At 41.3% G+C, this 14,108-nt stretch carries 15 protein-coding genes; all 15 read left to right on the forward strand.

What is annotated here, in order from left to right; translation table 11 throughout:
* The first annotated feature begins 1 nt into the window (after window position 1).
* The 15 genes from smc to lepB all read left to right on the forward strand — a co-directional run bounded on the left by smc (window position 2) and on the right by lepB (window position 14,107).
* Window positions 2-3,559: a chromosome segregation protein SMC gene (gene smc, locus ACHCNF_RS00805; protein ID WP_408070903.1), complete on the forward strand. Its 3,558-nt coding sequence runs from the start codon at window positions 2-4 to the stop codon at window positions 3,557-3,559.
* Window positions 3,559-4,473 (forward strand): signal recognition particle-docking protein FtsY, encoded by a 915-nt coding sequence (gene ftsY, locus ACHCNF_RS00810; RefSeq protein WP_408070904.1) that lies wholly within the window; start codon window positions 3,559-3,561, stop codon window positions 4,471-4,473. Before smc ends, ftsY begins: the two co-directional genes overlap by 1 nt.
* Before the next feature lie 56 nt (window positions 4,474-4,529).
* The gene (gene ilvA / locus ACHCNF_RS00815) at window positions 4,530-5,759 is read left to right on the forward strand and encodes a threonine ammonia-lyase (protein WP_408070905.1); all 1,230 of its coding nucleotides are present in this window, start codon (window positions 4,530-4,532) and stop codon (window positions 5,757-5,759) included.
* A gap of 3 nt (window positions 5,760-5,762) precedes the next feature.
* The gene (locus ACHCNF_RS00820; RefSeq protein ID WP_408070906.1) at window positions 5,763-6,638 is read left to right on the forward strand and encodes a YitT family protein; all 876 of its coding nucleotides are present in this window, start codon (window positions 5,763-5,765) and stop codon (window positions 6,636-6,638) included.
* 5 nt (window positions 6,639-6,643) lie between these two features.
* On the forward strand, window positions 6,644-7,729 hold the full coding sequence (locus tag ACHCNF_RS00825) for a glycoside hydrolase family 25 protein (RefSeq protein WP_408070907.1): 1,086 nt from the start codon (window positions 6,644-6,646) through the stop codon (window positions 7,727-7,729).
* 103 nt (window positions 7,730-7,832) lie between these two features.
* Window positions 7,833-8,177, forward strand: coding sequence for a YlxM family DNA-binding protein (ylxM, locus tag ACHCNF_RS00830; RefSeq protein ID WP_408070908.1), 345 nt, complete (start codon window positions 7,833-7,835; stop codon window positions 8,175-8,177).
* 3 nt (window positions 8,178-8,180) lie between these two features.
* Complete coding sequence (gene ffh / locus ACHCNF_RS00835) at window positions 8,181-9,557, forward strand: signal recognition particle protein (RefSeq protein WP_408070909.1); 1,377 nt, start codon at window positions 8,181-8,183, stop codon at window positions 9,555-9,557.
* 114 nt (window positions 9,558-9,671) lie between these two features.
* Window positions 9,672-9,914: a 30S ribosomal protein S16 gene (gene rpsP / locus ACHCNF_RS00840; protein ID WP_022760214.1), complete on the forward strand. Its 243-nt coding sequence runs from the start codon at window positions 9,672-9,674 to the stop codon at window positions 9,912-9,914.
* Window positions 9,915-9,936: 22 nt separating this feature from the next.
* Window positions 9,937-10,167 carry a KH domain-containing protein gene (locus ACHCNF_RS00845; RefSeq protein WP_408070910.1) on the forward strand — a complete coding sequence of 77 codons (231 nt, stop codon included), beginning with the start codon at window positions 9,937-9,939 and terminating at the stop codon, window positions 10,165-10,167.
* Window positions 10,168-10,257: 90 nt separating this feature from the next.
* A complete protein-coding gene (trmD, locus tag ACHCNF_RS00850; RefSeq protein WP_408070911.1) occupies window positions 10,258-11,037 on the forward strand; it encodes a tRNA (guanosine(37)-N1)-methyltransferase TrmD in 780 nt (259 codons plus the stop codon).
* A gap of 36 nt (window positions 11,038-11,073) precedes the next feature.
* Window positions 11,074-11,598, forward strand: a complete 525-nt coding sequence (gene rimM, locus ACHCNF_RS00855; protein WP_408070912.1) for a ribosome maturation factor RimM — start codon at window positions 11,074-11,076, stop codon at window positions 11,596-11,598.
* Window positions 11,599-11,615: 17 nt separating this feature from the next.
* Window positions 11,616-12,398: a uridine phosphorylase gene (udp, locus tag ACHCNF_RS00860; protein ID WP_408070913.1), complete on the forward strand. Its 783-nt coding sequence runs from the start codon at window positions 11,616-11,618 to the stop codon at window positions 12,396-12,398.
* 54 nt (window positions 12,399-12,452) lie between these two features.
* The gene (locus ACHCNF_RS00865; protein WP_408070914.1) at window positions 12,453-12,896 is read left to right on the forward strand and encodes a cytidine deaminase; all 444 of its coding nucleotides are present in this window, start codon (window positions 12,453-12,455) and stop codon (window positions 12,894-12,896) included.
* Window positions 12,897-13,050: 154 nt separating this feature from the next.
* Window positions 13,051-13,398, forward strand: coding sequence for a 50S ribosomal protein L19 (gene rplS, locus ACHCNF_RS00870; protein ID WP_026490917.1), 348 nt, complete (start codon window positions 13,051-13,053; stop codon window positions 13,396-13,398).
* A gap of 115 nt (window positions 13,399-13,513) precedes the next feature.
* On the forward strand, window positions 13,514-14,107 hold the full coding sequence (gene lepB / locus ACHCNF_RS00875) for a signal peptidase I (RefSeq protein WP_408070915.1): 594 nt from the start codon (window positions 13,514-13,516) through the stop codon (window positions 14,105-14,107).
* Window position 14,108: the final 1 nt, after the last annotated feature.

Genomic DNA, 14,108 nt, shown 5'->3' on the forward strand with positions numbered 1-14,108 from the left:
CATGTATTTAAAAAGCATTGAAATTCATGGCTTTAAGTCATTCGCAAATAAGATAAAGCTGGAATTCCACAGCGGAATATCAGGAATAGTCGGACCTAATGGTTCAGGAAAAAGTAATGTCGCAGATGCTGTTAGATGGGTTCTGGGTGAACAGAGAATCAAGCAGCTTCGAGGCGGCACAATGACAGATGTAATCTTTGCAGGAACGGAGCTCAGGAAACCCCTGGGCTACGCTTATGTCGCTATAACGCTTGATAATTCAGATCATGCGCTTCCTATTGAATATGATGAAGTAACTGTCTCCAGAAGGCTCTATCGTTCCGGAGAGAGTGAATATATGATCAATGGTAATACCTGTAGGCTTAAGGATGTAAATGAGCTGTTTTTTGATACAGGTATTGGTAAGGAAGGTTATTCCATTATCGGACAGGGTCAGATTGACCAGATTTTGTCTAATAAACCTGAGGACAGACGTAATCTGTTTGACGAAGCTGCGGGCATTGTTAAATTCAAATCCCGCAAGGATACAGCCATCAAAAAACTTGAGCAGGAAAAACAGAATCTTACCCGAGTAAATGACATCCTTTCAGAGCTTGAGAAGCAGGTTGAGCCTCTCGAGAAACAGTCTGAGGTGGCTAAGGTTTACTTAAAGCACAAGGAAGAATTGAAGACTCTTGATGTTAATATGTTCCTTTTGGACAATCAGGCTCAGAAGAAGAATCTGGAGGAGTCTGAGGCTAACCTGAAGGTTGCATCAAAGAATCTTGATGATGCTAAGGAAAAGTACGAGGAAACCAAGAATCAGTATGAAGAGATTCAGACTGAGCTTGAGAGCCTTGATAAAGATATTGAAGAAGCAAGAGCTAAAATTACAGATACATCTGTAATGAGAGAAAAACTTGAAGGCCAGATCGGTATCATGAACGAGCAGATTCGTTCTGCTACAAGTGATGCTGAGCATTTTGAGAAGAGAAAGGCTGACGAGGAAAGCAAAATTGCCGACAAAGAGAAGGAAAAGGAAAAAGTACTTCTCGGTAAAAACGAAATAGATAAAGAACTGGAGTCACTTGCTGCTGACAGACAGGAAGCAAGGAAAAAGCTGGACGGAATTATTGCTCAGATAAATGAAGCAAATAATGAAGTTGAAAACTGTAAGAGCAAGATCATTGAGACTCTGTCAGATCGTTCCACTATCAAGTCCAAGCTAAGTTCACTTGATACCAGACAGGAACAGATAAATATCCGCAAGGCAGAGCTTACCGGAAAGCTTGTTAAGGCGCGTTCCGATGAGTCACAGCAGGAAGAGATCATTAAAAAACTGCAGGCGGATTTCGACCAGATCACTGAAGAAATCCGTACCATGAATATGAAGCAGAAGGATTCTCAGAATGAGCTTGATGGTATAAGAGACAAGCTTTCTCAGAAGGACTCCAAGCTACGTGATGCGCAGAACCTTTATACACAGCAAAAGTCCAAGCTCGAAGCTCTAAGTAACCTTACTGAGCGTTATGAGGGATATGGCGGCAGTGTTAAGAAGGTAATGGAGAAGAAGGACGACAACCCCGGAATCATAGGTGTTGTAGCTGATATTATAAAGACTCAGCCCAAATACGAGACAGCTATTGAGATCGCTCTCGGAGGTAATATTCAGAACATCGTTACAGATGATGAAGATACTGCCAAGGAGATGATTGAATACCTGAAAAAGACAAGAGCAGGTCGTGCAACTTTCCTGCCACTTACAAGTATACGAGAGCCACAGGAATTTAAGGCTCAGGAAGCTCTCGAGGAGAAGGGCGTACTTGGCATGGCGGATGAGCTTGTTGATACGGAGGAAAAGTATAGAAGTGTCGCCAAGGCTATGCTTGGCAGAATCGTAGTTGTTGATACTGTCGATAATGCGGTTAAAATTGCACGAAAATACAAGTACACCATCAGAATGGTAACCCTTGAAGGTGAATTGCTTGTTCCCGGTGGTGCCATAAGTGGTGGTACCTTCAGAAATAATTCCAATCTTTTGGGAAGACGCCGAGAGATGGAAGATCTTGAAAAGAGCATAAAGAAATGCAAAGAAGATATTGCTCTTTTTCAGAAAGAGATTGACGATACCAAGAAGCGCAGGAATGATCTGCGTGTTGCAATAGAAGAAATCAGAACAACCCTTCAGAGCAAGTTTATCGAGCAGAATACTGCAAGGATAAATGTTGAAAATGAGAAGGAGAGACAGGCAAGACAAAAGGGCGACTATTCCGACCTTAAGGCTGAGAGCGAAGCAATCGAACAGCAGATGGTTGAAATCAGGAATGAGCGCGAGGAATATAAGAAAGCCCTTGAAGAATCTGAACAGACTGAGAAGAATGAGTCTGCTAAGGTAACTGAATATCAGAATAAGCTGGAAGGACTTCATGCAGAGGAAGAAAAAGAGTCTGAAAATGTATCAGCCTGGGATATTGAATATGAAAAGATTCTTCAGAAGGAGACCTTTGAGCAGCAAAATCTTGACCGTATAAACGGCGAGATAGATACAGAGAAGGCCGCTCTTGAAGAGATTCTTGAATCAATTCGTAAAAATGATGAAGTTCTTGCTCAGAGAAAGAAGGATGTGGAGGAAATCAAGCTTACAATTGAGAGCTCCAAGGATGTCCAGACAGATGTGAGTAAGGAACTTGATGAGAAGAGAGCAAGGAAGGAAGAGCTTACTGCTTCTCAGAAGAATTTCTTTAAACTTACTGAAGAACTGAATCATACTATGAATGGTCTTGATAAAGAGGTTACACGACTTGGTGCCAGATGTGAGCGTGCCAAGGAAGCCATTGAGACTCAGATTAATTATATGTGGGATGAGTATGAGATTACTCTTACCGATGCAGCCTCCATGCGTGATGAGAACATGACTGATGTATCTGCTATGAAAAAGCAGATAGGAAGTTTAAAGGACGCTATCAGAAAGCTGGGCGATGTAAACGTTAATGCCATCGAGGACTACAGAGTACTTATGGAGAGATACACGTTCATGAAGACTCAGCACGACGATCTTGTTGCAGCTGAGCAACAGCTTAGAGAAATCATCACAGAACTTGATGAATCCATGAGAAAGCAGTTCCTTGAAGAGTTCACTAAAATTCAGACCGAATTTGATAAGGTATTCAAGGAGATGTTCGGAGGCGGTAAAGGTACACTGGAACTTGTGGAGAATGAGGACATTCTTGAAGCAGGAATCAGGATCAATGCTCAGCCTCCGGGAAAGAAGCTTGTTAATATGATGCAGCTGTCCGGTGGAGAGAAGGCACTTGCTGCCATTGCACTTTTGTTTGCAATACAGAATCTTAAGCCTTCACCTTTCTGCCTCCTTGATGAGATTGAGGCTGCGCTTGATGAGAACAACGTAGTAAGATTTGCGCATTATCTGCACAAACTTAAGTCCACGCAGTTTATTGTAATTACACATAGGCGTGGTACAATGGAAAGTGCTGACAGACTCTATGGTATTACCATGCAGGAGAAGGGTGTATCTACACTTGTCAGCGTTAATTTGATTGATAAGGAGCTTACTGATTAATGGCAGGTGGATTTTTTTCGAAACTGCAGAACGGTCTTAGTAAAACCAAAGAAGGTGTAGTTAAGGGCATTAATAATGTTCTTAGCAACTTTTCTACGGTGGATGAAGATTTTTATGAAGAACTTGAAGAGACACTTATCATGGGTGATATCGGTGTGAACGCCACAAGCCGTATCATGGATAAGCTAAGAGAGCAGGTACGTGATAATCACATAACTGATACCTGGGCTTGCAAGACTTTACTCATATCCAACATACGTGAGCAGATGAAAACAGATGATAACACTTATGAATTTGAAAACCATAAGTCGGTTATTTTCGTAATCGGGGTAAACGGCGTAGGTAAGACTACCTCTGTTGGGAAACTGGCATCTCATTTCAGAAAAAAAGGCAAGAAGGTACTTGTTGCAGCTGCGGATACTTACAGAGCCGGTGCTACAGAACAGTTAAGGCAGTGGACTGAGCGTGCTGAGGTACCGCTTATAGCCGGTAAGGAAGGAGCCGATCCCGCCAGTGTCATATATGATGCAGTTGCTGCTTTTAGGTCCAGAGACTGCGATATCCTGATGATTGATACTGCCGGAAGACTTCATAATAAGAAGAATCTTATGGAGGAGCTTGCCAAGATGAACAGAATTCTTGATAAGGAACTTCCGGATATATATAGAGAGAACTTTATTGTTCTTGATGGAACAACAGGGCAGAATGCTATTTCACAGGCAAGAGAATTTGGAGAGGTTGCAGATCTTACCGGAATCGTTCTCACTAAGCTTGACGGCACCGCAAAGGGAGGAATAGCTGTTGCGATAGTCTCAGAGCTGAATGTTCCTGTTAAATATATAGGTGTAGGTGAGGGACTTGAAGATCTTGAGAGATTTGATTCCAATCAGTTTGTGGATGCACTATTTTCTTAAAGGATCAGACTGAGCAGATTTTATATTTTACAATTAAGTACCGGGAGGAGAAAAACATGTCCGAAAACAACAAGAGCTTGACGCTTCCTGCATTTGAGGAAGCTTATGAGGATGTAAAAAAGGTAACACTTGAAACAAAGCTTATTTACAGCGATTACTGGAGCGGAACTACAGGTAACAAGGTTTATCTTAAACCTGAAAATCTTCAGCGAACTGGTGCATATAAGGTTAGAGGTGCTTATTACAAGATTTCCACCATGTCGGAAGAGGAGAGAAAGAAGGGACTTATCACTGCTTCTGCAGGTAATCATGCGCAGGGAGTTGCCTATGCTGCTAAGAGCTACGGTGTAAAGGCTACAATTGTAATGCCGACATCCACACCTCTTATTAAGGTTAACAGAACAAAAGCTCTTGGCGCTGAAGTCATTCTTCATGGCGATGTATATGATGAAGCATGTGAGCATGCTCTTGAGCTTGCAAAGGAGAATGGATATACCTTTGTCCATCCTTTCGATGATCTTGATGTTGCTACAGGTCAGGGCACAATAGCCATGGAGATCATAAAAGAGCTTCCTACAGTAGATATGATACTTGTACCTATCGGTGGCGGCGGACTTGCAACAGGAGTAAGCACACTTGCTAAGCTCCTTAATCCTAAGATAAAGGTTATCGGTGTTGAACCCGCAGGTGCCAACTGTATGCAGGAGAGTATTAAGAATGGAAAAGTAACAACACTTCCTGTTGTTAATACTATCGCTGACGGTACAGCTGTTAAAACTCCCGGGGAGAAGATTTTTCCTTATATTCAGCAGAATATTGATGATATAATCGCTGTTCCCGATGAGGATCTTGTTGTTTCATTTCTTGATATGGTTGAAAACCACAAGATGGTTGTTGAGAATTCCGGTCTTTTGTCAGTGGCTGCACTTAAACAGCTGGATGTAAAGGGTAAGCGCATTGTCTGCGTACTGTCCGGTGGTAACATGGATATTATTACAATGTCATCAGTAGTTCAGCAGGGACTTATTATGAGAAACCGTATATTTACTGTTTCCGTACTCCTTCCTGACAAGCCGGGGCAGCTTGCAGCTGTTGCCGGAGTTGTGGCTAAAACAGGTGGCAATGTAATCAAACTTGAACATAATCAGTTTGTATCAATAAACAGAAACGCAGCGGTTGAACTGAGAATTACTTTGGAGGCATTTGGTAGCGAGCATAAGGAAGAAATAATTAAAGTTCTGGAAGAGAACGGATATAAACCGAAGCTTGTTAGAACAAATATTTAATATATGACTTACGTTGAAAAGATAACAAAAAAAGGGACAGATTATTTTTTGATCACAATCGCAGCTTTGCTTTATGCGATTGGAACAAGTATGTTCAATGATCCTAACAATATCGCACCCGGAGGTATTACCGGAGCAGCTATTGTATTGAACAGAATTGTACCGCTTGGAACAGGTATATGGTTTATGATCATGAATATTCCGATACTGTTTCTGGCAATATATAAATTTGGTATAAGATTTACTATTTCTACGATTTATGCCACGGTGGCCAATTCAATATTTACGGATCTTCTTGCAAAATATGCTACAGGCCTTATTGTAAAAGATGTAATTCTTGGCGTGATTTTTGGAAGCATATTTGTAGCTGTGGGCATAGGTATTACTTTTAAATGTCATGCGACTACAGGCGGAACAGATGTTATAATTAAAGTACTAAGACTTAAATATCCTCATATCAAGACAGGTGTTCTGTTTATGATAATCGATATTTTTGTTGTTTCCTTTGCGGGAGTTGTGCTTCGGGATATAAAGGTAGTGCTGTATTCCTTCCTTGGAGTTATGATCACTTCTTTTGTCATAGACTTTGTTCTGTATGGAAGAGATGAGGCCAAGCTTATCTATATTATCTCCGATAATACAGACAAGATAACATCAAGACTTCTTGAGGAGCTTGATGTAGGTGTTACACATGTCTTTGGGCAGGGTGCTTACAGCGGAGAGGATAAGAAGGTTATTCTGTGTGCAATAAAAAAGAGACTCTCGCCTCTTGCAGAGGATATAGTGCGCGAAGAGGATCCGGATGCATTCATGATTGTAACAAGCGCTTCAGAGATTTTTGGTGAAGGCTATAAGAGCTATTTTGATGAGCGAATATAAGACTTATGAAAAATACTGATGTTCAAAAAAACTATAGCAAGATGGTGAAGAATACCAAGGTCCTGATTTCGGTAATCTTTCTTAGCCTGGTGAGCATACTGTCACTTTCTACGTGTATTGGTCTGCTTCTTAGCAATGCTGCGACCAAGAGACAGGCGGATGCAGCACAGAGTGAGCTGGATGCACTTGAAAAGGAGGGCTACTATACCACTGCACAGGCTCAGCAGCTCATGGATCAGGCTGTTTCAGTAACTGCAAAACAGGCCGGAGATGAAATCAGGGAGGCATTTAAGACAGAGCTTTCCGAAGGTAATAAGCTTGGGGCTATCAGAAGCCTTTTTCCTGATGAGATTGTCACGGAATTTGCAGGTCAGTATTCTTTTACTCCAATAGATAAGAACTTAAAACGAAATCCTTTTTTGGCAGAAGATCTGAAAATAGATGAAGATGGCTTTTTGTATTACGCCGGCGCAAATGAAAATATTTCAGTATCACAGGGAATAGATATATCAAGATCGCAGGGTGATATAGATTTCAATAAGGTAAGTGAAGCAGGTATCGATTTTGTTATGATCAGAGCAGGGCTACGGGGCTCAGCTGAAGGTCAGCTTCTGGAGGACGATTATTTCAAGACAAATTTAAAAAAGGCTGTTTCTGCAGGCCTTGATGTGGGTGTGTATTTTTACTCTCAGGCCATAAATACTGCTGAGGCTGCTGAGGAGGCCGATTTTGTTATCGGGCTTTTGCAGGGTGCGGAGATTGACTACCCTATTGCCATCGATTTAGAGCAGGTGAGTTCTTCGGATGCAAGGACGGCTAAACTCTCAAAGACACTGTATTCCGATATAGCAAAGACATTCTGCGAGAAAATAAGCGAAGCCGGATATGTTCCTATGATTCAGGGGAGCATCAGAACCTTTGGGGAGCTTATCGATACGGAAACAATACAAAGCTATCCTACCTGGATAATATATCATGATTATCCCCAATATTATCCCTATGAGTACTACATGTGGCAGTATTCAAAAAATAGCGATATCGCAGGAATTGAGGGTGAAGTTAATATGAATATTTGTGTTGATATTAAGTAAAGTAAAAATACTTGACACTTTATTATATTTGCGATATTATATGCATCGTGCATGTAGTATCGCATTTTTTTATGTTTCTAATTCTGAATTAAGCGGAGAAATAATGGAGAAGATTGTTGAGCAGGGGCTCTTATATGATTTTTATGGTGAGCTTCTGACTGATCATCAGAAGAAAGTATATGAGGATGCGGTATATAATGATCTTTCCCTGGTAGAGATTGCTGAGGAATATGATATCAGTAAGCAGGGAGTACATGATCTTCTGAAACGATGCACCAATTCTCTTGAAGCCTATGAGAATAAGCTTCATATGATAGAGAGAACAGAGAAGATCAGGAAGCAGCTGGATGGATTAAAGGAAGCTGCAGTTGACAAGAAAATTAAGGATGAGGACTTAAGAACTCGTATCCTTGAGACTATAGATTTGATTACAGAGGAGTTGTCATAATAGATGGCATTTGAGAGTTTATCCGATAAACTACAGAACGTATTCAAAAACCTTCGCGGTAAAGGACGCCTCTCAGAGGAGGATGTCAAGACTGCCATGAAGGAAGTCAAGATGGCACTTCTTGAGGCGGATGTTAACTTTAGAGTTGTTAAGTATTTTGTTAACAAGGTTCAGGAGAGAGCGGTTGGTGAAGACGTTTTAAATGGTCTTAATCCCGCTCAGATGGTTGTTAAGATAGTTGATGAAGAGCTGACAGAGCTCATGGGATCTGAGATTACAGAAATCCAGTTCCAGCCCGGTAAGAGTATCACGGTTATAATGATGTGTGGTCTTCAGGGTACAGGTAAGACAACCACGGCTGCCAAAATTGCCGGCAAGGTTAAGCTTAAGGGTAAAAAGCCTTTACTTGTTGCCTGCGATGTATACAGACCTGCTGCTATTGATCAGCTTGAGATAAATGCTAAGAAGCAGGAGGTTGATTTCTTCTCCATGGGAACGGATGTGAGTCCGGTTGAGATTGCTAAGGCTGCTATAGCCCACGCTGAGAAGAACAATGAAAATGTGGTAATTCTCGATACTGCAGGTCGTCTGCAGATCGATGAAGATATGATGCAGGAACTTGTAGCTATTAAAGAAGCAGTCACTGTTCATCAGTCGCTTCTTGTTGTTGATGCCATGACAGGACAGGCTGCAGTAGATGTTGCGGTTCAGTTCAATGATCGTATCGGTATTGACGGTATCGTCCTCAGTAAGATGGATGGTGATACACGAGGCGGTGCTGCTCTCTCAGCAAGACAGGTTACAGGTAAGCCTATACTCTATGTAGGTATGGGTGAGAAACTGTCAGATCTGGAACAGTTTTATCCGGATCGTATGGCAAGCAGAATCCTTGGTATGGGCGATGTCCTTAGCTTGATTGACAAGGCTGTGGAAGCAAATCGTGAGCGCGACGAGGAAAAAGAGCGCGAGATGGCTTCCAAGATGAAAAAGGGTAAGATCGATTTTGAGATGTACCTTGAATCCATGAAGCAGATGCGTAACATGGGAGGTCTTGGAGCAATAATGGGAATGCTTCCCGGAATGGGCAAGATCAGTGATGATCAACTTCCTGATGAGAAGCAGCTTGCAAGGATTGAAGCTATAGTTCTTTCAATGACACCTGAGGAGCGCAAAAATCCCAAACTCATGAGCCCACAGAGAAAATACAGAATTGCCAAGGGCTCAGGTAATGATATTGCAGATGTCAATCGCTTTATCAAACAGTTCGAGCAGATGCAGAAGATGATGAAGCAGATGCCCGGACTTATGGGTAAGAAAGGCAGAAGAGGCCTTGGAGGTCTTGCCGGCCTTGGTAAAGGCGGCTTTGGAAAATTCTTTTAATATGATATGCAGATCCGGAATCACCGGATTACATATATATGATGATTGCGGAGTAATTCGTTTATCATAGCAATAACCAATTTATATTTTTTATTTAAATGGAGGATTTAAAAAATGGCAGTAAAAATTAGACTTAAGAGAATCGGAAAGAAGAAGGTTCCTTTTTATCGTATCGTTGTATCTGATTCTAAGTTCCCTGTAAACGGAAAGTTCATCGAGGAGATCGGTACATACGATCCCAATACAGATCCCAGCACATGCAAGGTTAACGAGGAACTCGCAAAGAAATGGCTTGCTAATGGTGCTCAGCCTACAAACGTTGTAAGCAAGATCTTCAAGCAGGCAGGTATCAAGTAATCACTTTACTAGGGGAAAATTCATGAAAGAATTGGTTGAAGTAATTGCAAAGGCTCTGGTTGAAAATCCGGATGAAGTTGTGGTCAGCGAGAAAAATGAAGGCCATAACATCATTATAGAGCTTCATGTTGCTCCTTCCGATATGGGTAAAGTAATCGGAAGACAGGGTAGAATTGCTAAGGCTATTCGTTCTGTTGTCAAGGCAGCATCTTCCAGAGAAAACCTTAAAGTTGACGTTGAAATCGTCGATTGATATTATACCCGGAGCTTTTATGGCTCCGGGTTATTTATACGATACCGGAATTTTTGAGAAGCGCAATAATACAGAATTTGGTTATTTAATATGAATTTTTATATAATGACGCTGTTCCCTGAGATGGTCATGGAAGCTTTAAATACAAGTATATTGAAGAGGGCTATTGATAAAGGAACTATATTTGCAAAGGCAGTTAACATCCGCGATTATGCAAATAACAAGCATAATAAGGTTGATGATTATACATATGGAGGCGGCGCAGGGATGCTTATGCAGGCGCAGCCTATTTACGATTGCTATCTTGCAATCCTGGATGAGATCAGAGAGAAAAATCCTGATGCCAAACCACGGGTAATTTACGTAACTCCTCAGGGTAAGGTGTTTTCACAGCAGATGGCCAGAGAATTGTCTTTGAGCGAGGATCTGATATTCCTCTGCGGACATTATGAGGGGATTGATGAGAGAGTGCTTGAAGAGATAGTTACCGATTATATTTCAATAGGTGATTATGTGCTTACAGGTGGTGAATTGCCTGCTATGGTTATGATAGATGCTGTCTCCAGACTTGTACCCGGGGTTCTTAACAATGAGGAATCGGCTGAGACAGAATCATTTGACGATGGACTTCTTGAATATCCGCAGTATTCCAGGCCGGAGGTGTGGATGGATAAGAAGGTCCCACCCGTGCTTTTATCGGGAAATCATGCTAATGTAGATGTATGGAGGTTCCAAAAGTCTCTTGAGAGGACAAAGGAACGCAGACCGGAGCTCTATGATAAGTACATAGAAGATCACCCGGAACTTTTTACCGCTAAGGCTCTGAAAAAGCGAAATAAGATCCTGGATAAGATAGAGGAAAGCAACTAAAAAAAACGTAAAAGTGCTTAAGTATGAGGTAAAATCATGATAGAATATTTTCAGATAGGTGTGATAGCATCTACACACGGACTTAAGGGGGAAGTCAATGTATTTCCCACAACACAGGATCCGGATAGATTTCTTGACCTGAAAAAGGTGATTCTCGATACAGGACGCGAAGGAAAAAGAGAGCTCACTGTTGAAAAGGTTCGTTTTAATAAGAAATTTGTAATTGTCAAATTCAAGGAATTTAATGATATAAACGAAGTGGAGCGCTTCCGCCAGAGGCCGCTTATAGTAAAGAGGGAAGATGCTATAGCTCTTGAAGAGGGTGAATACTATCTTGCGGATCTTGAAGGCATGAAGATTGTCGACGAGGATGGAAAAGAACTTGGTATACTAAAGCAGGTTATCCAGACAGGCGCCAACGACGTGTACGAGATGAAAAGAACAGATGTTGAAGGCGATGCAGATACAGTAATGATCCCCGGGATTAAGGAATGTGTTAAAAATATTGATATAGAGAATATGATAATGACTATCCATGTGATGGATGGATTATTTGATTGAGATGGAGGTGTTCTTTTATGGTTGATTATACTGAAGGAGCAGGATACCAGTACCATATTCATTTAAAGGAAGGGGATGTAGGCCGCTATGTGATTCTACCCGGAGACCCCGGTCGCTGTGAGAAAATAGCAGCATATTTTGATGATGCGAAGCAGGTTGCATATAACCGAGAGTATAACACGTACACAGGATATCTCGATGGTGAAAAGGTAAGCGTTGTTTCTACAGGAATAGGTGGGGCATCAGCTTCTATCGCCATAGAGGAACTGCATAAGATTGGAGCCGATACATTTATAAGAGTCGGAACCTGTGGTGGTATGCAGCTTGATGTAGTAGGCGGAGACCTGATAATCGTAAACGGGGCTGTAAGAGCAGAGGGTACTTCAAAGGAGTACGCTCCGATAGAGTATCCTGCCATTGCAACATTTGATGTAACTAATGCTCTTAAGAGTTCTGCTGAAGAACTTGGATTCAGGCACCATGTAGGTGTTGTTCAGTGCAAGGATGCTTTCTATGGCCAGCATGAACCTGAGACCAAGCCTGTGTTCTATGAACTTCAGAACAAGTGGGAGGCATGGAAGAGATGCGGATGTCTTGGTTCTGAGATGGAATCATCCACACTTTTCATAGTTGGTCAGTGGCTGCGTGCAAGAACAGGTGCCATAATGCTTACTGTAGCCAACCAAGAGAGAGCAAAAGCAGGGCTTGACAATCCTCAGGCACACGACACTGATGCGGCAATCAAGGTTGCTATAGCTGCTATCAGAAAGCTGATTGCAGAGGATAAAAAGAATAAATAAGTTGTATTGATTATAAATAATAAAAGGGAGAACAGTTTTAATACTGTTAAGGGAATGAAAACATATGAAGAACTTATAGAGCTGGCGCTTGAAGCAAGGCTGATGGCGTATACACCTTACAGTCATTTTAAAGTGGGGGCAGCTCTGATGACAAAAGATGGTAAGGTTTATAAGGGGTGTAATATTGAAAATGCATCCTACACACCTACAAACTGTGCAGAGAGAACAGCCTTTTTTAAGGCTATAAGTGAAGGCGAGACTGAGTTTTCGGCGATTGCAATTGTTGGTGGCTTCGAAGATAAAAAAGAGCTTGATTTCTGCTCTCCCTGTGGCGTATGCAGGCAGGTGATCAGGGAATTTTGCGAGGATGATTTTAAGATCATATTGTTAACAGGCCAGAAAGATGGCAAGAATACATATGAGATTTATGATCTTCCTGAAATTCTTCCCTTTAGCTTTGGACCAAATGATATGCGTATCAAGCCAAAATCAAAGTAAAAACAGTATAAAAAGTGCCAATATAAAGTGAAAAACCTTGACGAGCAATTGCTTTATATGCTAAACTCATGTAGTTGCGAAAATGACGGTCCTCTGGTACGGAAGAAAAGAATGTATTTAAGAACGTCCATTTATATAGTATAGGAGAAAGCAAATGAATACAATCATTGCAGAAATCGAGAAGGAGCAGCTTAATCAGAACGCTCCTGAGTTCAACACAGGTGACACAGTTCGTGTTTACAACAAGATCAAAGAAGGAAACCGTGAGAGAGTACAGGTTTTCGAAGGAACTGTTAAGAAGATCCAGGGTGGTTCAAACCGCGCTACATTCACAGTTCGTAAGATCTCAAACGGTGTTGGCGTTGAGAAGACATGGCCTCTTCACTCTCCTCTTGTAGAGAAGGTTGAAGTAGTGAGAATGGGTAAGGTTAGAAGAGCTAAGCTTAACTACCTCAAGGGTCTCACAGGTAAAAAGGCTAAGGTCAAGGAAAAGGTTCGCTAAGAATTCTTTTGTAAGGGCAGTTACTTATAAAGTAATTGCCCTTTTTATCTTATAGTGAATTGTTCTGTATTTTCTATAAGACAAAACAATTATTGTTTTATGGTGGAGAAACTTAATGCGAAGAAAAAAACGATATCAGTCAATGTTTCAGGAAAAGAAAAAGACCGTTACGCCCGAATTTGTCAGAGAATTGTTCTCATGGCTTTTTTATACTGTAATAGCGGTTTTTGTTGCCTTTGTACTTGTGTTGTCCTTTGGAAAACGTGTCAGGGTTATAGGCGATTCCATGGAGACTGCACTCTATAACAGCCAGAGTGTTCTTGTTGACCGGATAATTTACAGACTGACATCACCTAAGAGAAATGATGTCATAGTATTTCTTCCAAATGGCAATGAGAAATCGCATTTTTATATAAAAAGAGTAGTTGCCGTCCCGGGAGAGACTGTCAAAATTGTTGACGGTAATTTGGTAATTAATGGTGAAACGGTCGTTACTGAGAGCGGCAAATATGATAAAATGGAAGAAGCAGGTATTGCTGAGAATGAGATTACTTTAGGCAACGGTGAGTTTTTCGTTCTTGGTGATAACAGAAACAGTAGTGAGGATAGCAGAAGTGCCAATATCGGTATTGTTAAGATTGGCACTATTGCCGGTAAAGCATGGCTTTCTTACGGATCGAAAGAAGGAAAGACCGGACTTATAGAATAAA

Origin of the sequence: Butyrivibrio sp. NATIVEDY162, from assembly GCF_045999815.1 — a bacterium.
Lineage (GTDB): Bacteria > Bacillota > Clostridia > Lachnospirales > Lachnospiraceae > Butyrivibrio.

Excerpts from the sequence above, each read along its gene's own strand:
- rimM (WP_408070912.1), top strand. The coding sequence starts at position 11,074 with ATGATAGAATATTTTCAGATAGGTGTGATAGCATCTACACACGGACTT.
- smc (WP_408070903.1), top strand. The coding sequence starts at position 2 with ATGTATTTAAAAAGCATTGAAATTCATGGCTTTAAGTCATTCGCAAAT.
- rplS (WP_026490917.1), top strand. The coding sequence starts at position 13,051 with ATGAATACAATCATTGCAGAAATCGAGAAGGAGCAGCTTAATCAGAAC.
- trmD (WP_408070911.1), top strand. The coding sequence starts at position 10,258 with ATGAATTTTTATATAATGACGCTGTTCCCTGAGATGGTCATGGAAGCT.
- ACHCNF_RS00845 (WP_408070910.1), top strand. The coding sequence starts at position 9,937 with ATGAAAGAATTGGTTGAAGTAATTGCAAAGGCTCTGGTTGAAAATCCG.
- ftsY (WP_408070904.1), top strand. The coding sequence starts at position 3,559 with ATGGCAGGTGGATTTTTTTCGAAACTGCAGAACGGTCTTAGTAAAACC.
- ACHCNF_RS00825 (WP_408070907.1), top strand. The coding sequence starts at position 6,644 with ATGAAAAATACTGATGTTCAAAAAAACTATAGCAAGATGGTGAAGAAT.
- ilvA (WP_408070905.1), top strand. The coding sequence starts at position 4,530 with ATGTCCGAAAACAACAAGAGCTTGACGCTTCCTGCATTTGAGGAAGCT.
- lepB (WP_408070915.1), top strand. The coding sequence starts at position 13,514 with ATGCGAAGAAAAAAACGATATCAGTCAATGTTTCAGGAAAAGAAAAAG.
- ACHCNF_RS00820 (WP_408070906.1), top strand. The coding sequence starts at position 5,763 with ATGACTTACGTTGAAAAGATAACAAAAAAAGGGACAGATTATTTTTTG.
- ACHCNF_RS00865 (WP_408070914.1), top strand. The coding sequence starts at position 12,453 with ATGAAAACATATGAAGAACTTATAGAGCTGGCGCTTGAAGCAAGGCTG.
- rpsP (WP_022760214.1), top strand. The coding sequence starts at position 9,672 with ATGGCAGTAAAAATTAGACTTAAGAGAATCGGAAAGAAGAAGGTTCCT.
- ylxM (WP_408070908.1), top strand. The coding sequence starts at position 7,833 with ATGGAGAAGATTGTTGAGCAGGGGCTCTTATATGATTTTTATGGTGAG.
- udp (WP_408070913.1), top strand. The coding sequence starts at position 11,616 with ATGGTTGATTATACTGAAGGAGCAGGATACCAGTACCATATTCATTTA.
- ffh (WP_408070909.1), top strand. The coding sequence starts at position 8,181 with ATGGCATTTGAGAGTTTATCCGATAAACTACAGAACGTATTCAAAAAC.